This is a genomic window from Candidatus Clostridium radicumherbarum (assembly GCF_045310525.1).
GTDB classification, from domain to species: Bacteria; Bacillota; Clostridia; order Clostridiales; family Clostridiaceae; genus Clostridium_AT; species Clostridium_AT radicumherbarum.
The window spans coordinates 631,576-654,644 of sequence record NZ_JBJHZY010000001.1 but is presented as its reverse complement, the minus strand read 5'-3'; the positions used below and the strand labels follow the sequence as shown (position 1 = coordinate 654,644).

Sequence of the window (23,069 nt, the reverse complement as noted above, 5' to 3'; positions counted from 1 at the left end):
ATTAATCCCACACTTTCTTTAGATCTCTTCTATGACTTAATGAACCATTATTTTTCATTAACAATATTTCACTTAAAATGCCTAATGCAATTTCTCCTGGTAAATTTGAAGATACATCTAGGCCCATTGGAGCATATACTCTTTTAAGCCTCTCCTCAGGGAGTCCTTCTTCCAATAGCTCTTTCATAACAGTTTTAATCTTCATTGTACTGCCTATCATACCTATATAGGCTGTATCTCTTAAAACAGAAGCCTTTAATGCACTCTTATCCTGAGAATAACCACTTGTAACTATTACTACATAGGTATTATTATCAATGCTATATTCTTCAACAGCTTTACCTATATCCCCTACTATTATCTCATCGGCTTCCTGAAATCTCTCTTTATTGGCATATTCTTTTCTGTCATCTATAATAACTGTATAAAAATCAAGTTCTTTTGCTATTTTATTTAATTTTTCAGAAATATGTCCTGCTCCCGCAATTAGAAGCTTAGCCTTTGGAGCAAATACTCTAATATAGCCTTTAACTTCTCCACCGCATTTCATACCTAGTCCACCTTGATCATTAAGCTTATATTCAAAATTAAAATCTTGTTTCTTTTCAATACATTCTATGGCATTTTCAGTAACTAGAAATTCAACTTTCCCTCCGCCAATGGAACCTAAGGTTCTGCCATCCTTCCAAATAGCCATAATAGAACCATTCCCTCTTGGAGTTGAACCGTTATCATTAGTAATTACTGCCATTGCAACAGCTTCTGCCCTTTTAAGACTCTCATAAATCTCTAATAGTATTTTTTCTTCCATCTTAACCTCCTAAAGCTTCTGATTTTTAAGAAGTAATATTGCCTCTAATACTCCACCGCCAATGTTTCTTGCTTTATCAGAAATTGTATTGTAATTATCAAGTTCAGCAAGTCTAGGGTCTATGTCGGCTATTTTTAAGCCATTATTTACATAACTTCCCTCTCTGATAAGACCCCTTAGTACCCCATCAATGGTGGCCTTTACCTCTGTTTCACCTATATATGCTATAGTTTCATTAGCCTTAACTACATTACCAATAGTTTTAATGTTTTTAATTATTCCTGTATCTTTACTGTGAATTACCCTTTCCTTGGAATGCCCACCAATTTCTCCAGGTATTCCTGTATTTTCTATAGCCGGGCCTTCAAAAATCAGTCTTCCTAGGTTATGTCCTCTCATGGTTTCTATTACAACGTCTACATCTTTACCAGCATAAAACCCTGGTCCTAATGCAATTGTTGTAGGAGCCATTGCTCTATTGGTTCCTAAATTTTTCTTAGCAAGTATTGCATCCACCACAATTTCAGGCCTAATTATATCGATATATATCCCTTTTTCATCAACTACCAATGGAATAAATCTATTTTCCCAAGCCTTAAAGATTTCCTCCTGGCTTTGAACAAGAACAGCTTTTATTCCTTCGACGGTAGATTGTCCATCATAAACAGCTTCGCTAAAGCATACAGTCCTTCTTATAGAAGTTGGATTCTTAGTTTCTAAAATAAGTACGTTAAACCCGCTTCTATAAAGTTTTTGAATAGTTCCAGTTGCTATGTCTCCGCCGCCTCTTACTATTACACAGTCCTTAATCATACCCTACTCATCACCTTAACTGTTTAGAATGTTTCTTTTAATTTTGTTATTTTATATAGTTACTAAATATTTTGTACTTTTTTTCTAACAAGCTTCCAACTATAATTTTATCTATTATTAAGTGTTTCATATTTTCCCTAAGAATTCTATCTATGAGTTTTTCGGCTGTTTTCCACTGCTCTTCATTTTCCACTTTATTTATGAATAAAATTTTTTCACCTGTAGAGTTTTTAAATAATCCATATTTATGAAATATTAATGAAACAATATTAGCTTCAGTAATAGTATCGTTTTCAGCTGCATTGGTAATATTTAAAAATTCCTTAACTCGAAATACGTTAACTTCATTTATTTTATTTCCTATAGCTTCAATACTTATTACTCCAATTGTATTGGTAGTTGTGTTAAGCACCACTGGCTCAGTGTTATTCCAACCCTTAATTGACTTTCTTTTAGAACCATCTGCTTCTATTAATAAATATTGAAAATTAGGTACATCTATTTCTAACTCAGCTGGATTTACTCCAATAAGTTTATTTTCATCATTAATTGAACTTCCATAAACATAAATCCCCTTATTAGGATTATGTTTTAATCTATTAAATTCTTCAATTCCTACTGCCATATAATCAAATTGCTCTTTATATGGAAGGTATATTTTAGTTGTAGTTGTAATCAGGCACTTATAATCTTGTCTTAATTCCTGAGCTAAGGTGTACATTAAAGTACTTTTACCCCCAGCTCCAACAATAGATATAACAGAATTTACTTTTATATCTAATAGCTTACTTAATTTCATTTAAGCCACCATGCCTTAAGCCATGTTTTCTAGAAAGTCTAATACTAGCTTTTCACAGGCCAAAAAATATTCATCCAAATCAAATTTGCCTTCATCAATGAGATACTGCATAGATGCTCCCATCATTAAGGATACAATTATAAAAGGAAGCATTTCAGCGTTCTTAGAATCTATATTTGATGGAACCTTGTTGTGTTTTAAAACTTCCTTTATATTTTGACGCCACTCTTCAAAGGTCTTTTGAAATTTAACTCGTATTTCTGGATTCACAGTACCTTGCACCCAAAAATCAAATTGAGCATAATCTACTTTTTTATTATTTAAAATATCATCTTTCTTTTCTTCAAGTATTCCATGAATGTTTTCATTTAAGGATTTATTCTTCACATCAATGGATTCAGTTCTTTTACTTGAAAATCTTTTTTGCAGATCATCCATAAGTGCAATAATCAAATCGTTCTTTGTTGGAAAATAATAATGTAGATTAGATTGACTCATATTAGCTTCTTCAGCAATTAAATGCATTCTTGTTCCGCTTATTTTTTCCCTTGCAATTGTCTCTAAGGTAGCATCAAGAATTTTTCTTTCTATATCTTTAGACATATAAGCCTCTTTCCTCAGAAATTTAAGTTTCTGTAATTGTATTTATTATTCAGTGATGATGCTTTAAATGTATTAATTTTAATTTAATCACAGTCAAGACTTGCAAATTTTGACTGTGATTAAACTTACCAGAGAGCTTAAATATTCTAATAAAATAATACATCATAAGACTTTATTAGTCAATTCAGAATATTGTAGCAAACAAGCTTTGACATAGTGTAAAGTCTAGAATCTCTCCCAAACTTTAGCAGCTAATTCACGGCTTTTTGCCATTATTCTTTCTTCGTCTATATTAACAAGCTTTCTATCTTCCATAAGCACCTTGCCATTTATTATTGTAGTATCAACATTCTTTCCAGTTATACCGAATAATAAATGACCATTTATATTATTTTCATTTATTGGTGTTGGTGGGTTATAATCCACCACTATTACATCTGCCAATGCACCTTCTTGTAGTATTCCCACTTTACCATCTATAAATCTCTCAACTATTTTTCTGTTACTATTGAAAAGCATATCAGGAACCTCACCCCAAGCCACAGTAGAGTCTCCCTTCACGTGCTTGTGAATTATATTGGCAACCTTGTAGGATTCCATCATATCATTAGTATAGGCGTCAGTTCCTAGTCCTAATAAAATTCCTTTCTTATGCATTTCTAGTATAGGAGAAGCTCCAACTGCATTGCCCATATTTGATTCAGGATTATGAACTACCATTGTATCTTTTTCCTTAAGCATATCCATTTCTTTTTCTGAAATGTGTATACAGTGAACTGCTATAGTTTTATTTGAAAGCACACCTCTATCGTACCATCTTTCTATAACGCCCTTACCATACTTTGCCTTTGAATCCTCTACATCCTGAATTCCTTCTGCACAATGTACATGGAAGCCTGTATTTAGGCCATTTATTTCAGATAAACATCTATCTAGGGTTTTATCTGAAATTGTCATGGAAGCATGAAGCCCAAATGTAGCCTTCATCATATCATCATTTTTCTTGTTACAGTACTTAATAAATTCTACATTTTCCGCAATTCCTTCCTCTGAAATCTTTTCTCCATCTCTATCAGAGGTTTCATAACAAAGGTTGCTTCTAATACCAAAAGTCTCTGCTGCTTCTGCAATTTTAAATAAGCTTTCTTTTATTGCAAAAGGGCTGGCATGATGATCAATTGCTGTAGTAACACCATTTTTAATTTGGTCAATCATAGGAACGGCTGCACTGTAATATACGTCATCTAAAGTTAATACTTTATCCAGCCTCCACCAAAGTCCTTTTAATATATCTACAAAATTTTTAGCAGCTGGGCTATCATTTGCCATGCCTCTAGCAAAGGTACTGTAATAATGCATGTGAGCATTTATGAAGCCTGGCATAATAAGTTTACCTTTAGCATCAATAAAGCGAGCTGAAGTATATTTTTCTTTAAGATCTTTTGTCTTTCCTACTTCTATAATTTTCTTTCCATCAATAGCAACGCAGCCGTTGTCTATTATTGGTCTACTGTTATCTCTAGTTATAACCTTTCCGTTTCCAATAAGCAGCATATCTTTCCCTCCCCTTAAATGATTAATTACATAACCTTATATAAAAAATAATCTTATAGTATAAAGCTGTAATTATTAATTACACTCTTAATCATTGAAGCCATCTTCTTTGATACTTCAGTTTCATCTGCAAAGCTGTAATGAGCTATTGCTCTATCTTCTGTTCTTACAATGCAGCTGCCAGTTGCTTTGTCTAGTACTAAGAAACCTATATTTGTGCTGTCCTTAAAATCTTCTTCTGACCAAAATAAGGTAACCTTATCCTTATAAGGATTTCCGTTATGAGGACAGAAAACACCACAGTTTCCACATTCATTACACATTCCATCTAAATGTAGAATTTGATGCACAGATTCAAAATTGCTATCAACCTTTATAAGCATATTCGCTCTATTTGGGCAAACATCTATGCAAAGTTCGCAAATGTGATTGCAAGCAAGACATCTTTCTGATTCTTTTTCATCATGAGCGGGATCTTTTAATATACCCTTCTTTTCATAAAGAGATTTTTCACTTAATTCTACATTCTTATCATCAAAGTCATTACTTAGGCCTTCTTTTGAAAGAATAGCTTTTGCTGCTGCTTTACCATCAGCTATGGCCTTTACTACTGTTGCTGGACCTTTTTTCATATCTCCAATAACATATACATTACTGATATTTGTTTCGCAGGAGGAGTTAACCTTTGCATGTCCTTTATTGTCTAATTCTATTTTGTTATTTGTAAGCACATCACTATCTACCTGTTCACCAACTGCAAATATAACTGTATCAGCATCTAATATAACAGTTTCTCCAGTTTTAACTGAGCTTCTTCTACCGGAGGCATCTCTTTCTCCAAGTGCCATTACATCACAGATTAATTTACCATCCTTTAAAGCTTTTGGTGATAAAAGTTCCTTAAATATAACTCCATCTTTTGCTGCTAGTTCAAGTTCTTCTATATCCGCTGGCATAAACTTCTTAGTTCTTCTATAAACGATGGTAACACTTTCAACTCCTGGTGCTCTACTTGCTGCACGAGAAGAATCCATTGCTACATCTCCACCACCAATAACGCAAACATGCTTTCCTAAGGATACACTTCCCTTATTAGCCTTGTAGTTTTCTAGAAAATCTATTGCATTAATTGACTTTTCTGTGCCTTCCTCTAATTTTAATTGCCCTCTCTTAGAAGCTCCAGTTGCTAAAATAACATAGTCGTATTCCTTCTTTAATTCTTCTACATTAAAGTTCTCAGATGCTCCAAACTCAAACTTCACTCCTTGTTTTTTAACAAGTTCAAAATCTTTTTTAATCATGTCTGAAGGAATTCTAAACTCTGGAATTACATATTCTACTATTCCATAAGGCTTTTCTCTTTTTTCCTTTACAGTTACATCCAACCCATTTCTTCTCAGGAAAAGAGCTGCTGCAAGACCAGCTGCACCGGCACCTATAACTACTGCTTTCTTACCACTCTTAAGGTCAGCTATTTTAATATTTTCTATAAAATTATCCTCTGCATTTAAAACAGCTATTTTTTTCATGTCTCTAATTAGAACTGATTCATCATAATCAAGTCTTGTACATTTAAATTGGCATTTATGATCGCAAATAGTACCTGTAATAGCAGGTGAAGTATTATCTTTTGCAATTACATTAAAGGCTTCATCGTATTTTTTAGCACCAACTAAGGCTATATATTCTGGGATTTGCTGATTTATTGGGCATCCTATAGTACATGGTGCTATAGCACAATCAAAAACTGGCAGCTTTGAAGCAAGCTTTCTGCTTCCTACAGGTCTTAGCTCTTTTTTATGATACTTATTAATAACAGCATCCTTTGCTAAAGCTTCAAGTTCCTTGACATCTATTCCTTTAAATTCACCCTTTAAAAGTGATTCTAATTTCTTAGTCATTTGAGTTATTCTTTCATATCCACCTGGCTTTAATATAGTTGTTGCAAAGGTAATTGGCTGAATTCCAGTATTAAGGATCTTCTCTATATTAAAGAAATCAGCTCCCCCAGAGTAAGAAATCTGTAAATCCCCGTCGAAATCCTTTGCTAATTTACTAGCTAGAGTAATAGAAAGAGGGAATAGAGAACGTCCTGACATATACATTTCTTCTCCAGGCAGCTCTTTATTAGTTATTTTTGTTGGTAAAGTATTTGTGAGCTTTACTCCTATTTCAAGGCCAAGCTCTTTTGCAGTAACCTTTAATCTCTTTAACATTTCAATTGCATCATTATACTGCAGATCATGTACAAAGTGATGACCATTTAAGGTTATATAATCATACCCCATAGCATCAAAGGTATCTCTAACAAACTTTTCTCCAAGGAGTGTTGGGTTCATTTTTATAAAGGTATGAAGATTTTTTTCTTTTAGTAAATAGTTGGCAATTCTTTCAATTTCAGCTGGAGGACATCCATGCAGGGTTGAAAGCGTAATAGATGGACATATTACTGGTGAAATGCCTTCTAAATCTTCTTTTGTAAAATTATTAAATTTATTTAAGTTAGAAGAAAGTACTTCCATACATTCCTTCCATATCTCAGTACTTACAGCATTACGCATTCCTTCTATATAGGCATCAATTTTTGGAGACTTAATACCTTCTAAATCATAGCCTACGCTCATGTTAAACATGAAATCTTTTCTTTCACTTATATTAAGTTCCTTCATTAATAGGTGAATTATAAACCAAGCCTTAACATATTCATCAAAGGCTTCAGGCACTCTTAATTCAGTAGACCACTCTACATTGTAGCATTCATCCTCAGCTAGTATACAAGGCTTTGCTACTGGCAAATCCTCTCCGTCTAAAATTTGTACTGTCTTTAGTTCTATGAAGCGTGAACCGGTTAAGTAAGACGCAACTATGTTTTGTGTAAGCTGAGAATTTGGTCCTGCAGCAGGTCCAATTGGAGAAGCTAATTTTTCACCAAAAAGCTTTATAAAGGTACCGGTTTTATTTTTATAAAATTTATCTTTATGAATTCCGAAAATTGTTTCTGAACTCTTTAATTCATCTGTAACCCAATTAATCATTTTAGCAAATGAAATCGGTCTCATTCTATCGCTCATAATTTACCTCCTTGTTTTATTTGGATTAATTTAAAAAATATGATTTGGAGTGTTCCAAAACTGAAGTTGGAACACTCCGCAATTTAAAGTCTATTTTTGAAAAAATCTTGGTGTACTTTTACTTAAAAGTCCATCTAAAGTATTAACAGGATTTTTTACCTTGCTTAAGAACATCATAGCAGCAATGATATATGGTTTAAATCCAGCTTCTTGATATAGTGGTGTACGATATCTATCAAATACAGAAGCTTCCACTTCTCCTTCTTTGCAGCTTACTCCAGTTATATCAGCTGGCAAGCAGTGCATGTACAAAGCCTTACCATCTTTTGTAAGCTTCATCATTTCTTCAGTGCATTCCCATTCTTTATGCTTTGCATTTTCTGCTAAAAGCTCTTTTTCAAGTACCTTTATTTCATCAAACTTACCTTCACCATATAAATTAGTTCTCTTTTCCATAGCAGCAAAGGAAGCCCAGCTCTTTGGATAAACTATATCAGCATCTTTAAATGCTTCTTCCATAGAATTTGTTTTCACAAATTTCCCACCGCTTAGCTCTGCATTTTTTCTAGCAACTTGTTCTACTTCTGGCATAAGATCATAACCTTCTGGATGAGCAAGTGTTACTTCCATACCCATTCTAGTCATTAGTCCAACTATACCTTGAGGAACTGAAAGTGGCTTACCATAGGAAGGTGAATATGCCCAAGTCATAGCAAGCTTCTTTCCTTTAAGATTTTCTACTCCCCCAAAATGGTGAATTATGTGCAGCATATCAGCCATTGCTTGAGTAGGATGATCTATATCACATTGTAAATTTACAAGAGTTGGACGTTGTTCTAAAACTCCTTCTTCGTTTCCTGACTTAACAGCTTCAGAAACTTCTCTCATATATTTATTTCCTTTTCCAATAAACATATCATCTCTTATACCGATTACATCAGCCATAAAGGAGATCATGTTTGCTGTTTCACGAACTGTTTCTCCGTGGGCAATTTGAGATTTTCCTTCATCTAAATCTTGAACTTCAAGTCCTAATAAATTGCAAGCACTTGCAAAGCTGAATCTTGTCCTAGTTGAATTATCGCGGAAAACTGAAATTCCAAGCCCGCTGTCAAAAATCTTTGTGGAAATATTATTTTCCCTCATTTTACGAAGTATGTCTGCTACAGTGAATACTGATTGGATTTCATCGTCTGTTTTTTCCCATGTAAGTAAAAAGTCATTATTGTACATGTTTTTGTGATCTAATTTTCCTAATTTTTGAATCAAGCCTTTAATTTCTTCCATTTAGCCCACTCCTTAATTTTTTATTCATTTGAAAAAGTTTTACTTTCAGTTTCAGTTTATGAAACCAAATTATTTTGAAATTTATAACTATTTGATTGATTAGTCAATCTAATTTTATTATAACTGTGTTTCTTTGTCAATATTCAAAAAACTTTTGAATAAAAATTTTTTTTATTACCTTATTCTGCTTATATTACCTTTTTAATACCACCTTCTGTATTTTCAAACATATAAATATTTTTTTCTACAAAAATCCTTAATTTTTATATTTTGAATATTTACAAATTTAAAATATTATATTAAAATTAAACTAATCAGTTAGTCAGTATATTTTGAATACTTTTATGAAAACGCTGTCAATGTTAATAGATTGACAATGTCATTAATACATTTCTCTTTTAAAATACCTACTTTTGTTTTTACTTAATTACTTTTGAATTTAGTGCTTCATAAAATCTTCTATTGGAGCGTTAAAAATAAAAAATATTTTTGGGAGGTATTATAATGTCAGAAGAAAAAGCTAAAAAAGTAGACAGAGTTAATGAAGTACTGCCTATTGGACAGTTAGCTACATTAGGATTACAGCACGTTCTAGCGATGTATGCTGGTGCAGTAGCAGTACCATTAATCATTGGTTCAGCTGTTGGTTTAACTCCTCAACACTTGGCAATGCTAGTTGCTGCAGACCTATTTACTTGCGGTTTAGCAACTTTACTTCAAGCTATCGGTATTGGGCCTTATATAGGTATTAAGCTTCCAGCTATATTAGGATGTACCTTTGCTGCTGTTGGTCCACTGATTATTATTGGACAGAAGTTTGGGATGCCAACGGCCTATGGTTCGATAATTGTAGCAGCAATTATTGTAATTCTTATAGCTCCGCTGTATGGTAAGATACTTAAGTTCTTCCCTACTGTTGTAACTGGAACAGTTGTTACCATGATTGGTCTTTCCTTAATAAATGTTGGTGTAACAAGTATTGGCGGAGGAGCAGGAGCAAAAGACTTTGGAAGTATGAGAAATTTATTACTTGCTGCTTTTGTTATGATAGTAGTTTTAATATCAAATAAGTATTTTAAAGGATTTTTTCAAGCTATTTCTGTTTTAAATGGTATTATTTTAGGTACTATTGTTGCAGCATTTATGGGCATGGTTGATTTCTCAGTAGTTACAAATGCAAAATGGATTAGTTTTGTAAAACCTTTTAGCTTTGGTGTACCTCAATTTAATATTGGTTCAATAATTATGATGACATTTGTTATGCTGGTTGTAATGATAGAATCCACTGGAACCTTCCTTGGAATCGGACAAGTTTGTGACAAAGAAATAACTGAAAAAGATATTGTTAAAGGAATAAGAGCAGAGGGTATTGCTACTATTTTAGGAGGTATATTCAACTCCTTCCCTTATACTACTTTTAATCAAAATCTAGGTTTATTAGCGCTTAGTAAGGTTGCAAGCCGCTTTGTTGTAGTCGCTTCTGGTATAATTCTAGTTGCACTTGGACTAATTCCAAAATTTGCTGCCCTAGCTACAATAATTCCTCAGCCAGTTATTGGCGGAGCTACTACAATAATGTTTGCTATGGTTGCAGTAGCTGGAGTTAAGATGCTTTCAGTTGTTGATTTTAATAAAAATTCAAATATGTTAGTGGTTGCTTGCTCCATAGGCTTAGGTCTTGGTATTACAGCTGTTCCAACATTATTAAATCATACCCCTCAAATATTCCAATCAATATTTAGCAGTGGTATAGTTTCAGCATCAGTTTTAGCAGTAATTCTTAATGCCTGGTTAAACCACGGGGAAAAAGTAGATACTAGTATAAAACCTGCTGAAAATCATTCTGAAGGAATGATAATGTAATTAATAATACTTCTTTTAAAAAATATTTAAACCCCATTGTTTTTAATAACATGGGGTTTTTTGTTTTAATCAAAATATTTTATATGCTTTATTAAATCTACTTCATTGCCCTTTTTAAAAGCTTTAACTTATCCTTATTATAAGGTGGATAAATAAAATTAATATTTATCTTTGTACTCTTTTTAAGCATGCTCTTCAAATGTGAAAAGGTTTCAAAACTCTTATAGCCATGGTATGATCCTAATCCTGAAGGTCCCACTCCTCCAAAAGGTAAATAGGGAGTTACTAAATGAGTCATAGTATCATTTATGCAGCCTCCTCCATAGGAAACATTCTCCATAACAATTTTCTGAATTAATTTATTCTCAGTAAATAAATATAAAGCTAGAGGCTTATCTCTTTTATTGATCAGCTTTATTGCCTCTTTAATTTCTTCGTATTCTATAATTGGGAGTATTGGACCAAATATTTCCTCCTCCATAACCTTATCCTGAAAGGTTACATTATCTAATATAGTAGGAGCTATATATCTCTTATTTATATCGTATTCGCCGCCTAAGACCACTTTATCTTTATCTATTAAGTCTATTAATCTCTTCATATGGCTCTCATTGACGATTCTTCCATAGTCCTTACTATTCAAAGGATCATTCCCATAAAAATCTTTAATTCTTTCTATTATTTTTTTGATAAATTGCTCTTTTATGTTTTTATGAACAAGAACATAGTCTGGAGCCACACAAGTCTGCCCAACATTCATAAATTTTCCCCAAGTAATTCTTTCGGCAGCAACATCTAGATTAGCATCTTCATATACAATGCAGGGGCTTTTTCCACCAAGCTCCAAAGTTACTGGAATAAGATTTCTGGCTGCTGCCTTCATAACAATCTTTCCAACTTTGACACTACCAGTAAAGAAAATATAGTCAAAAGGAGCATTAATAAGGGCAGAAGTGGTGTCTATTCCCCCTTCAATAACTCTAATAAATTTTTCATTGAAGTTCCCTTTAATAAGCTTCCCTATAACCTTTGATACATTTGGTGTAAATTCTGAGGGTTTTAATACCACGCAGTTTCCTGCAGCGATTGCCCCAACTAGTGGTTCCATTAAAAGTTGAAAAGGATAATTAAAGGGCCCTATTACGAGTACTGTTCCATAAGGTTCAGGATATATATAACTTTTTGAACCAAAATGGATTATTGGGGTCTTTACCTTTTTTACTTTTACCCATTTTTTAAGATTTCTTATAAAATAACTTATACTATCATACAAATAACCTACTTCCGCAGCATAGGACTCAAATTGAGACTTATTTAAATCCTTCTTTAATGCTTCCATAAGCAATTCTTCATTATTCTTGATGACAACCTTAAGCTTTTTTAGCTGTGTTATTCTAAAATCTATATTTTTTGTTTCTCCAGTTTCAAAGAATTCTTTATGCTCTGCTAATATACTTAAAACTTTATTACTATCCGTGTTTTCCATAATACACCTCTATAATTAAATAAAATAATAAGACAACCGTATACTTACCCCATTATTTTGAAATTATAACATATAGAATCTTTTTTATCATCATATTTTGTTTTTAATAAAAAGGCTTTGTCAACTGACAAAGCCTTTCTTAAATTTATTTAATATATTTTATTTATCTTCTAGAGACTTTTTAACTGCACTAAATATCTTTTGATAACCAGTACATCTGCATAGATGCCCTGATATTTCCCTCTTTATTTCTTCATCTGTATATTCCTTACCGCTTTCCACAAGGGCTGTTGTTGTAAGAACAAGACCTGGAGTACAAAAGCCGCATTGAATTGCTCCTTCATCAATAAAAGCCTGCTGAACCTTTGAAAGCTTTCCATCCTTTGAGGAAACACCTTCAATAGTTTTAATTGTCTTTCCTGCAGCCCAAACTGCTAAATAAGAACATGAATTAATGGGGGTTCCATCAATTAATACAGTACAAGCTCCACACTCACCTACTAAGCAGCCTTGCTTAACACCAGTAAAGTGAAGTCTATTTCTTAGTACTTCTAAAAGTGATTCTTTTATATCAATTTCAAGAGAATAGGGTTTATCATTTACAATCAAACTTATTTTTTTCATGTTAGCTTCACTCATTTATACTACCTCCAGCCCTTTTAATGGATTCTTTTATAGCTCGCTGTGTTAAGGTAACTATTAAATGCTGTCTATAGTCCTTTGAACCACGCCAGGAATCCCTTGCGTTTGAAGACTTTAATGCTAAATTTCCTATTTCCTTAATAGTTTCTTCATTTATTTTCTTACCCTTAGCATAAACTTCAGCCTCAGTGCATCGAATTGGTGTAGGTGCAGCAACTCCTAAAGCTATTCTTAAGTCATTAAATTTATTACCGCTAGAATTACACACAACTGCTACTCCAAGCATGGCAATATCCATTGCCTTTCTGTTGCTGAATTTTATATAATTACCACCCATATTGTTGTAATTGTCTTTTGATATTAATAAGGCTGATAATATTTCTCCTGGTAATAGCTTTACTTTACCTGGACCAGCATAGAAATCTTTAATAGAAACAATTCTTGTGCCATTAAGACTATCCAGCTTTAATACAGCATTTAAGGCAAAGAGAGCAGGAGCACTGTCTGCGGAAACTGCTCCATTACAAATATTTCCGCCTATAGTTGCCATATTCCTTATTTGTGGGCCTCCCATGGATACCCCTGCTTCAGCAAGCACTGGTATATATTTGTTTATAATTTCACTTCTAAATATATCAGAGAAGGATGCCATGGCCCCTATAGATATAGTTCCGTCATCTAATAAGGTGATGTCCTTTAAGCTCTTAATGTTTCTTATACTTAAAAGCTCTGCTTCCTCCATATCGCCATGATGCAAACGTATAAGCACATCTGTTCCACCAGCAATTATTTTTAGCTTTGGATTACTGTCAAGCATTTTTAGAGCTTCCTGCATTGTCTCTGGTTCCATAATATTTGTTATATCATACATTCTAAAAACTCCTTTCTACAGTAAACCTGCTTCTTTAAATTTTTCATATACTGCTTGTGGATTCATAGGTAATTTATTAAAGCCTACTCCAGTAGCATCTAAGACAGCATTTCTAATAGCCGGTGCAGGTGAAATTGTTGGATTTTCTCCTAGAGATTTTTGTCCAAAACCTCCTGTTGGTTCTTCTAATTCCACAAAAGCTGTACCAATTTCAGGTGTGTCTAAAATAGTTTGTAGCTTATAATCTAACAGGTTGTTATTTAAAGTTTTTCCTGTTTTCTTATCAAATATCATTTGCTCTGATAATGCGTAGCCTAAGGACATGCTGACACCACCATGTACCTGACCTTCTGCTAGCTTAGGATTTAGTATAATCCCAGAATCATGTACATTATAAATTTCTAACACTTCTATCTTACCAGTATGCATATCTACTTCAACTTCAGCAAAGGAAACTCCATAAGCTGGGGCATTAACTCTGACATTTTCTGAAGTATCACTTGTAATAGGAGCTGCATATACCCTGTCGTAGTAGGATTCCATTGCTATGTCTTCTAAGGAACATAGAACCCTTCCTAATGTCTTTTCTACTATATTAGCATCTACTATATCTAGTTCTTCTTTATTTATACCTGTTTTTATCTTTGCTAATGAAAGTACCTTATCTTTAACTTCTAAAGCTGCCTTTTTAACTGCTGCTCCTGCAACATAGGATTGTCTAGATGCATAAGCACCTGTATCAAACGGAGTAATATCAGTATCCTGACTGCTTATAACATGAACCATATCCATTGGTATGCCAAGAACTTCTGCTATCATTTGTGCAAATACAGTATCGCTTCCTTGTCCTATTTCAGTTGCTCCAATTTGAAGTTGAACAGAACCGTCCTGGTTCATAACTATTCTACAGCCTGCAAGCTCAAGGCCTACTGGGTGAGTTCCTGAAAGGTAACTAAAGCAGGCCATACCTACTCCTCTTCTCTTTTCTCCACTTTGATTTTTATATTTCTTCTTCTTTTCATCCCATTTAATTAATTCCTTACCCTTTTCGATACACTCAGGTATTCCAAAGGTTCTCACTACATTCTTTGTAAGAGGATCTGCGTGTCCAACACTTATTAAATTTTGCATTCTAAAATCAATAGGATCCATCTTTAATTCCCTTGCTATATCGTCAATATGACTTTCTAATGCAAATATTATTTGGGGCACTCCGTAGCCTCTCATAGCACCAGCAGTTGGTAAATTCGTATAAATTGTTTTAGGGTCAAATACTACTGAATTAAAATTATATAGTGGTCTAAATTTACTTCCAGCACTCATAGCAATAGAATGGCCATGAGAAGCGTAAGCCCCTTGTGTTACTATATCTTTAACTGTAATTCCTAAAAGTTTTCCTTCTTTTGAAACTGCTGTTTTTAAATTAAACTTCATAGCATGTCTTGTTCTTGTATCTATGAATACTTCCTCTCTAGTATATGCTAATCTTACAGGCCTACCATTTACAGCCAAGGTCATTGCCGCAGTTAAAGGCTCAATAATAACGTCCTGTTTATTTCCAAATCCACCACCAATGTATGGCTTAATAACTCTTATTCTTCCCCAAGGCAGCCCAAGCGCCTGTCCTACTATTCTTCTTACAATGTGTGGAATTTGTGTTGAGGATACAATAACTATGCGGTCATCTGTATCTACATAGGCATAGGCACTTTGATTTTCAATATGGCAATGCTGTACAATAGCGGTTTGGAATTCTCCCTCAAAAACATGTTCTGAATTTTTAATATCCTCCTCCATGTTGCCATATTGAGCCCCAAAGGAAGCAACTATATTATTAGGTCTCTCTTCATGTATTACTGGAGCACCAGGCATTATTGCCTCTTCAGGGTCTAAAACAAAGGGTAATACCTCGTAATCAACCTCAATTAGCTTTAATGCCTTCTCTGCAGTAAGCTCATCAACTGCAATTACTGCAGCTACAGCATCTCCTACAAATCTAGCTTTATCTGTTAGTATTAATTTATCTGCAACATCTCTATGGCCTGGATCTAGTGAATATGGGTGTCCTGCAGTTGGAAACTGAATCTTTGGCAAATCTTTGTGCCAAATAACAGCCTCTACTCCAGGCAGAGCCATAGCTTTACTTGTATCAACGTTTTTTACAATGGCATGTGCATATGGGCTTCTTAGTACTTTTCCTACTAGCATATCTCTTTCAAAAAAATCATCTGCGTACTTTGCTTTGCCTGTAACCTTAGCTACTGCATCCAGTCTATTTACACTGCTGCCTATTACTTTATATTTCATGTTACACCCCCATAAATGATTTTTATATAAATTTATATTTATGTTAAAAAAATATTATGTTTCTTAAACGATTACAATTATTTTATAATAAAAAATATTAAGACTATTCTTGATTAAATTATACTCTATTTAATCAATTAAATAAAGCTGTATTATAATGGTATTATGGATTATATTGAAAGGTTTTAAGTGTTTTTATCTTGAATTGTTTTCAGAAAATCCTAACAAGACTAATTAACTAGTTAATCTAATTTTATGTCATTAAAAAAAAATTGTCAATATTTAAACAATTTTTATTTGGTAAGCGCATCCCTATAAATTCACATCAAAAATGGACTACTTGTTATAAAAGTAATCCATTTAATAAAGTATTAATTTATCACTCCATCACAAATTTTAAGCATTCTTCCTGCATATTGCGCCATAGATAAATCATGGGTTATTAAGATTATTGTTTTTCCTTTATTATTTAAATTCACTAATATATCCATTATTTCTTTCCCTGACTTGCTGTCTAGATTTCCAGTAGGTTCATCAGCCAATATAATATCAGGTTCTCCTGCTATTGCCCTTGCAATTGCAGTTCTTTGCTGCTGTCCTCCTGACATTTCATTAGGCCTATGAGCTATTCTATCTGAAATTCCCACCATTTCAACTGCTTTCATGGATTTTTCTATTGTATCTTTTTTATTTAAGCCTCTATAAATAAGAGGAAGTTCAATATTCTCTAAAGCTGTAAGCCTTGGCAGTAGATTAAAAGACTGAAATATAAACCCTATTTTCAGGTTTCTTATTTTTGCAAGTTTATTGTCACTTAACTTTGTGATATTTTGCTCATTTATATAGTATTCTCCACAATCTGGCGTATCTAGACATCCTATTATATTCATTAAAGTAGATTTTCCTGAACCTGAAGGACCAATAACTGCTATGAATTCTCCATCATCAACCTTAATATTAATATTTCTAAGTGCGTAAACCTTTTCACTTCCCATATTATAGCTCTTATTTAGGTCTTTTAATAATAACAAGATACCCTCACCTCTTAAAATTTTTTTATAACCATTAGTTATCAATAATTTCAAGTCTTTCTTAAGGATATTTAAATCTAATAATAATATATGTTTAAAATAAGTATGCTAGCACAGCTAAATAAAAGAATAAGTGACACCATTGGTATCACTTTTGTTAATTACAAATAATTATATGAGGCTTTTGAGTAAATGGATTTTCAGTTAAACTTACTTTAACCTTGTATACATCTTTAATATTTTCTTCTGTAATTACCTCTTCAGAATTACCTTCACAAAAAAGCTTTCCCTCGCTCATTAAAAATATATGATCACTATAATTAGAAGCCAAATTTAAATCATGAAGAACTGCAACTACTATAATGTTTCTATCTTCTACTAAGGTCTTAACAGTATTCATTACCTCAATTTGATGATATAAATCCAAATTAGAAACTGGTTCATCAAGTAAAATCACTTCAGTGTCTTGAGCAATAGCTCTAGCTACTATAACTCTCTGCCTTTCTCCTCCACTTAAGTGATTAATATTTTTTTCTCTAAGGCTCCAGGTATTTGTGATTTCCATAGCTTCTCTAACTTTTTTAAAGTCTTCTTCATTTTCAGTTTCAAATCTTCTTAAATGAGCTGCTCTTCCCATCATAACTATATCAAGTGCTGTAAAGTCGAAATCAATATTTGTATTCTGCGGCACCACTGCCATTGTCTTTGCAATTTCCTTTTGCCTTAAGTTAGAAATATCGGACTTATTAATGAAAACTGTATTTTTAATAGGATGCAGTACTCTGCTTATATTTCTTAATAAGGTAGTTTTACCAGAACCATTGGGCCCTATAATGCTGTAAAAGCTTCCTTTATCAATATTTAAAGTGATATGCTCAAGAATATTTTCTTTTCCAAAATTAAAATTTAAATCTTTAACTTGTAACATACTCATAAGCTATAACACCTTCTTTTTATTTTTCATTAATAAGTAAAGGAAGAAGGGAACACCAAATATCGATGTAACTATTCCAACAGGTATTTCAGCAGGAGGTACAATGGATCGAGCTAAGGTATCGCATAAAATTAAAAATAGTGCACCAATAGAAGCTGAAAAAGGCACAACTACCCTATTATCAGAACCTAAAGCTATTCTTACTATATGAGGTATTATAAGTCCTACAAAGCCAATTATGCCGCTAAAGGAGACAACCGCTCCCACTATAATAGTACTAACAGCTATTAAAATGACTTTTACCTTATAAACTTCCACACCAAGATTTTGAGCGCTTTCTTCACCCAGCATCATCATGTTTAAATCCTTTAAAAACAAACAGATGATTGCTGTGCCTAAAAATACAATAGGTGCAAGTATATAAATACTTTTCCAATTTCCTGCTGAAACACTTCCCATTGTCCACATAACGATTTTTTCTATTTCATTTCTCTTAAATATCATAATTAAGGAGATCATAGAGGAAAGCAGGAAGTTCATAGACACCCCTGCCAGCATAAGTGTTACATCTGAGAGCTTACTTCCAAGCCTTGCTATGTTTAAGACAAAGAAAGCTGTGAGTATTGCCCCCAGAAATGCACTTACAGTTGTAAGTCCCATACCTAAGGCGTTTGCAGTTGCTCCAAATGCAATAGAAAGAGCTGCGCCTAAAGCTGCCCCAGAAGAAATTCCAAGCACATAGGAATCAGCCATTGCATTTTTAAATATGCTCTGGTAAGTCGCTCCAACTACAGATAAACCCATACCTACTAAGGTAGCTAGAATAATTCTTGGAAGTCTTAAATTTAAAACAATAATTCTTGAACTTTCTTTAATTCCATGAGTTGAAATAAGGGTATTTAAAAATGGAATTTTATTAAAAATAATTCTAGCAGTATCCTTGAAAGAAATGTCTACAGCACCAAAATTAACAGCGCCAACAGCAGTAGCAGTGAGCACTATAATTGATAAAATAAATATTTTTGCGTAAGCTTTCCTTTTGTATACATAAGACATTTAATTTTCCTCTATTTCTATTTGTTTTATTTAAAAAGTTCTGGATGTATTAATTTTGCCATTGCTTCTAAGCCATCTGCTAGTCTAGGTCCTTGACGGTTTATTAAGTTATCATCTATTTCAAGTAATTTATTTTCCTTAACTGCCTTTAAATCTTTGTACCCTGCAGTAGCTTCAATACCCTTTTTAGTATCAAAAAACTTAGAACAAATCATTAAATCTGGATTCTTACTAACAAGCTTTTCTACACTGTAATTCCAGCCTTCAACGTCATTAGCAGCATTTGTGCCTCCTGCAAGTTCTATCATTTGACCAATAAATGTACCTTTTCCTGAAGTAAAGTCTCCGCTTTGACCATAACCTACTACATAATAAACAGATGGTTTTTTAGCATCCTTAACCTTATCTTCAACTTCTTTAACTTTTGCCTTCATACCATCTATAATTGTATTAGCCTTATCTTTTGCATTTAACACCTCAGCTATGCTGTCAATATTCTTATAAGTTCCGTCAAAGCTTTGTTCTCCGGAATAAACTATAACCTTTATTTTTAAATCCTCAAGTTTTTTAACAGTGTCCTTTGAAGTTATGTCAGATACAAATACAACATCAGGTTTTAAGTCTATAATTTTTTCTTCGCTAGGATTTGTTAAGTTTCCAATTGAATTAACCTTGGTTACTTCAGCTGGATAATCATCATAATCTGTTCTTCCAACTAAATTACTTCCTTTTCCAAGAGAGTAAATTATCTCAGTAATGCTTGGTGAAACTGATACTATTCTCTCAGGCTCCTTATCTAAAACAATCTCTCTTTTAAATGCATCTGTAACCTTTAAAGGATACTTTGTATTACTTACTTCCTTTTTTGTATTATCAGCGGCTGTGTTAGCTGTATTTTTTGCACTGCAGCCTGTAAGAACTATGGCAATAGAAAATACTATTATCATTATTAAACTAGTTATTTTTTTCATATCTATTTTATTCCTCCAAAATATTATATTATTCCATTCTTTATATTAATATCTTTCTAAGAGTAAAAATGTTGGCAGCTAAAAATATTTATTTAATAGCGTACAAACCAATATAATGTAATGACTCTATTTGATTTTCATTTCAATTCCGCAAACAACTAAATAAACTTCCTCTGCTCTTCTTGCAATATATTGATTTACTCTTCCTGCAATGTCCCTAAAAACCCTTCCAAGTACTGTTTCAGGTACCACTCCAAAGCCTATTTCGTTTGTAACTACTATTGCAGTTAGGTTAGTCTCTTTAACTGCATCTATAAATACTTCGAATTCCTTAATAATTTTTACCTCTATTTCAGCTAGTCTCTCATTAGTAATAATTTCTGTAATGTTTGCAGCATCGCTAGCATCATCAAAGGTTGTTCCAACTATATCAAACAGCAAGTTAGTCATCATTACAGTAGCACAATCCAGTAAAATGCCCTTATGATTATTACTTGCCTTAAGTACTTCTGGTGCTAAATTCTTATAGCCTTCAAAGGTGTCCCAGCTCTTTGGTCTCTGGGCTCTATGTTTCTTAACTCTGTCCTTCATCTCCTCATCGAAAACTATTGAAGTGGCAATATAAAGCAGGTCTCCATTAAGGTCTTTAGCCATTTTTTCTGCAAAGCTGCTTTTTCCGCTTCTTGCTCCTCCAGTTACAAGACAAAGTTTACCCATTCCCTTTTCCTCCTACTTTGATAAGAATCTTTCTTTAATTTGCTTTGGTAAAAATACATATACTACTTCTGCAATTACTACATTTGCCAGTGAAATAATTAACAGTTCAGGAGCAAATGCAAAGACAGCAAAGCCAGTTAAAGGAGTTACCATTAAGCAGCTTATGTACACATTAAATATAAGCGCTACTAATATTCCTATTATTCTTGCAGCCCACACATTAATTTTTTTCTCCAAACCTTTTTGAGTAATGTTAAAAAATATCATAGTTAAGGCCATACCAAACATTAAAACAATATGAACGGGCAAAGATAAAGGAAAGCCTGAGGTTAGTGCAGTTAAGAAATGTCCTGCTGCTCCAAGTACTGCTCCATACCATGGTCCGAGTATTAATGCTCCTAAAAATGCAGGCATTGAATCAAAGGCTATTGTTCCAAACACCTTTATATTGCTTCCAACAAAGCATAGTGCAATTAGCATTGCACAAGTAACAAGCTTTCTTAATTTCATAAAAATGACCCCCCAATACTAAAATACAATTAAATAAAAAAACCTCTACAAACCTGTAGAGGAAGTTTAATGGCTTAAGACTCTAGAGTAATCTAATTAAAATAAAAAGCCCACTTTAAAAGTGGGCATAATAAACCTTAACAAGATTTCTCAAACCACTTCCCTTCCCTCCGAAGGATTAGTATTGTCCAAGGCAGGTCTCCTGGCTCACGGGTCAATCTCTTCCCACCTTCCCGGCTGTTAACCAGTGGTTAGGATTCGTATCCGTATACAGTAGCGGGGGCTGTAGTGGATTTTCACCACTTTCCCTTTTAAACTAAATGTACCTGGGGCATAGTATTTAATTGTTTACAAGTTAATAATAACATTACCTCTATATGGTGTCAATAAAATTTACTTATTCTAAATGATAATAAGAGTCTCACTTTAATAACAATATATTTTACTATGGTTGGAAGCTCAAAATAATTTTATTAGATATAATATACAAAAGCATTATAAATAACCAAAGTGAGTTTGTAACTTCCTTCATAATATATGCTGCTATGTTATTATTTCTTATTTTAGTATTTCATCAATTTTACTAAGTTCTTCTTTAGAAAATTCTAAGTTGTTTAAGGCTGCCACATTATCTTCAATTTGAATTACCTTGCTTGCACCAATAAGTGCAGAAGTTACACGACCTTCACGAAGTACCCAGGCAATTGCCATCTGAGCTAAGCTTTGATGCCTGCTCATAGCAAGCTCATTAAGCTTACTTACCTTACTTAACTTTTCATCTGTAATATCCTTATTGCTTAAAAACTGTGATGGTCCAGCAGCTCTGGAGTCCTTCGGAACTCCATTTAAATATTTGTTAGTAAGAAGTCCCTGAGCCAGCGGAACAAATGCTATGGAACCTATGCCTTCTTCCTTAAGAACATCTTGAAGTCCATTTTCAATCCACCTGTCAAACATATTATATCTAGGTTGATTAATTACAAAAGGCGTACCTAACCTTTTTAATATTTCTGCAGCTTTTCTGGTCTGTTCAGCATTATAGTTTGATACTCCAACATAAAGTGCTTTACCCTGTCTTACAATTAAATCTAGAGCTCCCATGGTCTCCTCTAGAGGAGTATTTGGATCTGGTCTGTGATGATAAAAGATATCCACATAATCTAGACCCATACGTTTTAAACTTTGATCTAAGCTTGCTACAAGGTATTTCTTAGAACCCCATTCACCATAAGGTCCTGGCCACATATAATAACCGGCCTTGCTGGAAATTATCATTTCGTCTCTATAAGCCTTAAAATCAAGTTTTAATATTTTACCAAAGTTCTCTTCTGCAGAGCCTGCTGGAGGGCCATAATTATTTGCTAAATCAAAATGAGTAATACCTAAGTCAAAAGCCTTCCTAACTATCTCTCTTCCATTTTCAAATATATCAATTCCCCCAAAATTATGCCAAAAGCCAAGAGATATGGCAGGTAATTTTAAGCCGCTGTTTCCACAGCGATTATACTTCATATTTTCATACCTTTTTTCACTTGCTATATAGGACATTTAAAAACCTCCTTAGATAATTTACTTAATTATTGTCAAACATAACTGATTCGAATTTTTATAAAGCAATTATCAATTTTTTAAGTTCTAATGGCTACGTAAACACTATTATTGTTAATGATTATATAATGATGGACTTTTGCAACAATTAATAATTGTCTTACTTAATATATATTATATCATTGCAATTTTGTA

Annotated in this window: 19 protein-coding genes and 1 riboswitch; of the genes, 1 reads left to right on the top strand and 18 read right to left on the bottom strand. The window is 33.2% G+C overall.

All coding sequences use genetic code 11. The annotated features are described in order from the left end of the window. Position 1 precedes the first annotated feature (1 nt). From ACJDUH_RS03140 to ygeW, 7 genes are all read right to left on the bottom strand, one after another. Complete coding sequence (locus tag ACJDUH_RS03140) at positions 2-811, bottom strand: XdhC family protein (RefSeq protein WP_406763695.1); 810 nt, start codon at positions 809-811, stop codon at positions 2-4. Between the two features lie 9 nt (positions 812-820). Further along, on the bottom strand, positions 821-1,624 hold the full coding sequence (yqeB, locus tag ACJDUH_RS03135; RefSeq protein ID WP_406763694.1) for a selenium-dependent molybdenum cofactor biosynthesis protein YqeB: 804 nt from the start codon (positions 1,622-1,624) through the stop codon (positions 821-823). 46 nt (positions 1,625-1,670) lie between these two features. Then, positions 1,671-2,423, bottom strand: coding sequence for a selenium cofactor biosynthesis protein YqeC (gene yqeC / locus ACJDUH_RS03130; RefSeq protein WP_406763693.1), 753 nt, complete (start codon positions 2,421-2,423; stop codon positions 1,671-1,673). Positions 2,424-2,438: 15 nt separating this feature from the next. Next, positions 2,439-3,026 carry a TetR/AcrR family transcriptional regulator gene (locus ACJDUH_RS03125; RefSeq protein ID WP_406763692.1) on the bottom strand — a complete coding sequence of 196 codons (588 nt, stop codon included), beginning with the start codon at positions 3,024-3,026 and terminating at the stop codon, positions 2,439-2,441. Positions 3,027-3,251: 225 nt separating this feature from the next. Continuing rightward, on the bottom strand, positions 3,252-4,580 hold the full coding sequence (gene ssnA, locus ACJDUH_RS03120) for a putative aminohydrolase SsnA (protein WP_406763691.1): 1,329 nt from the start codon (positions 4,578-4,580) through the stop codon (positions 3,252-3,254). Between the two features lie 53 nt (positions 4,581-4,633). Continuing rightward, complete coding sequence (ygfK, locus tag ACJDUH_RS03115; protein WP_406763690.1) at positions 4,634-7,651, bottom strand: putative selenate reductase subunit YgfK; 3,018 nt, start codon at positions 7,649-7,651, stop codon at positions 4,634-4,636. Between the two features lie 90 nt (positions 7,652-7,741). After that, positions 7,742-8,938, bottom strand: a complete 1,197-nt coding sequence (gene ygeW, locus ACJDUH_RS03110) for a knotted carbamoyltransferase YgeW (RefSeq protein WP_406763689.1) — start codon at positions 8,936-8,938, stop codon at positions 7,742-7,744. A gap of 504 nt (positions 8,939-9,442) precedes the next feature. Here ygeW and ACJDUH_RS03105 point away from each other — a divergent pair. Next, positions 9,443-10,801 carry a nucleobase:cation symporter-2 family protein gene (locus tag ACJDUH_RS03105; protein ID WP_406763688.1) on the top strand — a complete coding sequence of 453 codons (1,359 nt, stop codon included), beginning with the start codon at positions 9,443-9,445 and terminating at the stop codon, positions 10,799-10,801. Between the two features lie 97 nt (positions 10,802-10,898). Here ACJDUH_RS03105 and ACJDUH_RS03100 read toward each other — a convergent pair whose 3' ends face one another. The 11 genes from ACJDUH_RS03100 to mgrA form a co-directional block, all read right to left on the bottom strand. Further along, a complete protein-coding gene (locus ACJDUH_RS03100) occupies positions 10,899-12,287 on the bottom strand; it encodes an aldehyde dehydrogenase (protein WP_406763687.1) in 1,389 nt (462 codons plus the stop codon). A 159-nt stretch (positions 12,288-12,446) separates the two neighbouring features. Next, the gene (gene xdhC / locus ACJDUH_RS03095) at positions 12,447-12,926 is read right to left on the bottom strand and encodes a xanthine dehydrogenase subunit XdhC (protein ID WP_406763686.1); all 480 of its coding nucleotides are present in this window, start codon (positions 12,924-12,926) and stop codon (positions 12,447-12,449) included. Beyond that, positions 12,919-13,800 carry a xanthine dehydrogenase FAD-binding subunit XdhB gene (xdhB, locus tag ACJDUH_RS03090; RefSeq protein WP_406763685.1) on the bottom strand — a complete coding sequence of 294 codons (882 nt, stop codon included), beginning with the start codon at positions 13,798-13,800 and terminating at the stop codon, positions 12,919-12,921. The genes xdhC and xdhB overlap by 8 nt, the downstream gene beginning before the upstream one ends. Positions 13,801-13,815: 15 nt before the next feature. Then, positions 13,816-16,107, bottom strand: coding sequence for a xanthine dehydrogenase molybdenum-binding subunit XdhA (gene xdhA, locus ACJDUH_RS03085; RefSeq protein WP_406763684.1), 2,292 nt, complete (start codon positions 16,105-16,107; stop codon positions 13,816-13,818). A 371-nt stretch (positions 16,108-16,478) separates the two neighbouring features. Continuing rightward, entirely contained in the window at positions 16,479-17,138 is a 660-nt protein-coding gene (locus ACJDUH_RS03080; protein ID WP_406763683.1) for an ABC transporter ATP-binding protein, read from the bottom strand. A 157-nt stretch (positions 17,139-17,295) separates the two neighbouring features. Beyond that, entirely contained in the window at positions 17,296-18,072 is a 777-nt protein-coding gene (locus tag ACJDUH_RS03075) for a heme ABC transporter ATP-binding protein (RefSeq protein ID WP_406763682.1), read from the bottom strand. A 3-nt stretch (positions 18,073-18,075) separates the two neighbouring features. Beyond that, complete coding sequence (locus ACJDUH_RS03070; RefSeq protein ID WP_406763681.1) at positions 18,076-19,128, bottom strand: FecCD family ABC transporter permease; 1,053 nt, start codon at positions 19,126-19,128, stop codon at positions 18,076-18,078. 26 nt (positions 19,129-19,154) lie between these two features. Further along, entirely contained in the window at positions 19,155-20,099 is a 945-nt protein-coding gene (locus ACJDUH_RS03065; protein ID WP_406763680.1) for an ABC transporter substrate-binding protein, read from the bottom strand. Positions 20,100-20,225: 126 nt separating this feature from the next. Beyond that, a complete protein-coding gene (cobU, locus tag ACJDUH_RS03060; RefSeq protein ID WP_406763679.1) occupies positions 20,226-20,816 on the bottom strand; it encodes a bifunctional adenosylcobinamide kinase/adenosylcobinamide-phosphate guanylyltransferase in 591 nt (196 codons plus the stop codon). 12 nt (positions 20,817-20,828) lie between these two features. Next, a complete protein-coding gene (locus ACJDUH_RS03055; protein WP_406763678.1) occupies positions 20,829-21,326 on the bottom strand; it encodes an ECF transporter S component in 498 nt (165 codons plus the stop codon). Between the two features lie 175 nt (positions 21,327-21,501). Further along, positions 21,502-21,671: riboswitch (cobalamin riboswitch) on the bottom strand. A 213-nt stretch (positions 21,672-21,884) separates the two neighbouring features. Then, positions 21,885-22,874 carry an L-glyceraldehyde 3-phosphate reductase gene (gene mgrA, locus ACJDUH_RS03050; RefSeq protein ID WP_406763677.1) on the bottom strand — a complete coding sequence of 330 codons (990 nt, stop codon included), beginning with the start codon at positions 22,872-22,874 and terminating at the stop codon, positions 21,885-21,887. Between the last annotated feature and the right edge of the window lie 195 nt (positions 22,875-23,069).

Bases quoted from the DNA above. Each gene is read 5' to 3' on its own strand.
- ACJDUH_RS03140 (WP_406763695.1), bottom strand. From the start codon at position 811: ATGGAAGAAAAAATACTATTAGAGATTTATGAGAGTCTTAAAAGGGCA.
- yqeB (WP_406763694.1), bottom strand. From the start codon at position 1,624: ATGATTAAGGACTGTGTAATAGTAAGAGGCGGCGGAGACATAGCAACT.
- yqeC (WP_406763693.1), bottom strand. From the start codon at position 2,423: ATGAAATTAAGTAAGCTATTAGATATAAAAGTAAATTCTGTTATATCT.
- ACJDUH_RS03125 (WP_406763692.1), bottom strand. From the start codon at position 3,026: ATGTCTAAAGATATAGAAAGAAAAATTCTTGATGCTACCTTAGAGACA.
- ssnA (WP_406763691.1), bottom strand. From the start codon at position 4,580: ATGCTGCTTATTGGAAACGGAAAGGTTATAACTAGAGATAACAGTAGA.
- ygfK (WP_406763690.1), bottom strand. From the start codon at position 7,651: ATGAGCGATAGAATGAGACCGATTTCATTTGCTAAAATGATTAATTGG.
- ygeW (WP_406763689.1), bottom strand. From the start codon at position 8,938: ATGGAAGAAATTAAAGGCTTGATTCAAAAATTAGGAAAATTAGATCAC.
- ACJDUH_RS03105 (WP_406763688.1), top strand. From the start codon at position 9,443: ATGTCAGAAGAAAAAGCTAAAAAAGTAGACAGAGTTAATGAAGTACTG.
- ACJDUH_RS03100 (WP_406763687.1), bottom strand. From the start codon at position 12,287: ATGGAAAACACGGATAGTAATAAAGTTTTAAGTATATTAGCAGAGCAT.
- xdhC (WP_406763686.1), bottom strand. From the start codon at position 12,926: ATGAGTGAAGCTAACATGAAAAAAATAAGTTTGATTGTAAATGATAAA.
- xdhB (WP_406763685.1), bottom strand. From the start codon at position 13,800: ATGTATGATATAACAAATATTATGGAACCAGAGACAATGCAGGAAGCT.
- xdhA (WP_406763684.1), bottom strand. From the start codon at position 16,107: ATGAAATATAAAGTAATAGGCAGCAGTGTAAATAGACTGGATGCAGTA.
- ACJDUH_RS03075 (WP_406763682.1), bottom strand. From the start codon at position 18,072: ATGAGTATGTTACAAGTTAAAGATTTAAATTTTAATTTTGGAAAAGAA.
- ACJDUH_RS03070 (WP_406763681.1), bottom strand. From the start codon at position 19,128: ATGTCTTATGTATACAAAAGGAAAGCTTACGCAAAAATATTTATTTTA.
- ACJDUH_RS03065 (WP_406763680.1), bottom strand. From the start codon at position 20,099: ATGAAAAAAATAACTAGTTTAATAATGATAATAGTATTTTCTATTGCC.
- cobU (WP_406763679.1), bottom strand. From the start codon at position 20,816: ATGGGTAAACTTTGTCTTGTAACTGGAGGAGCAAGAAGCGGAAAAAGC.
- ACJDUH_RS03055 (WP_406763678.1), bottom strand. From the start codon at position 21,326: ATGAAATTAAGAAAGCTTGTTACTTGTGCAATGCTAATTGCACTATGC.
- mgrA (WP_406763677.1), bottom strand. From the start codon at position 22,874: ATGTCCTATATAGCAAGTGAAAAAAGGTATGAAAATATGAAGTATAAT.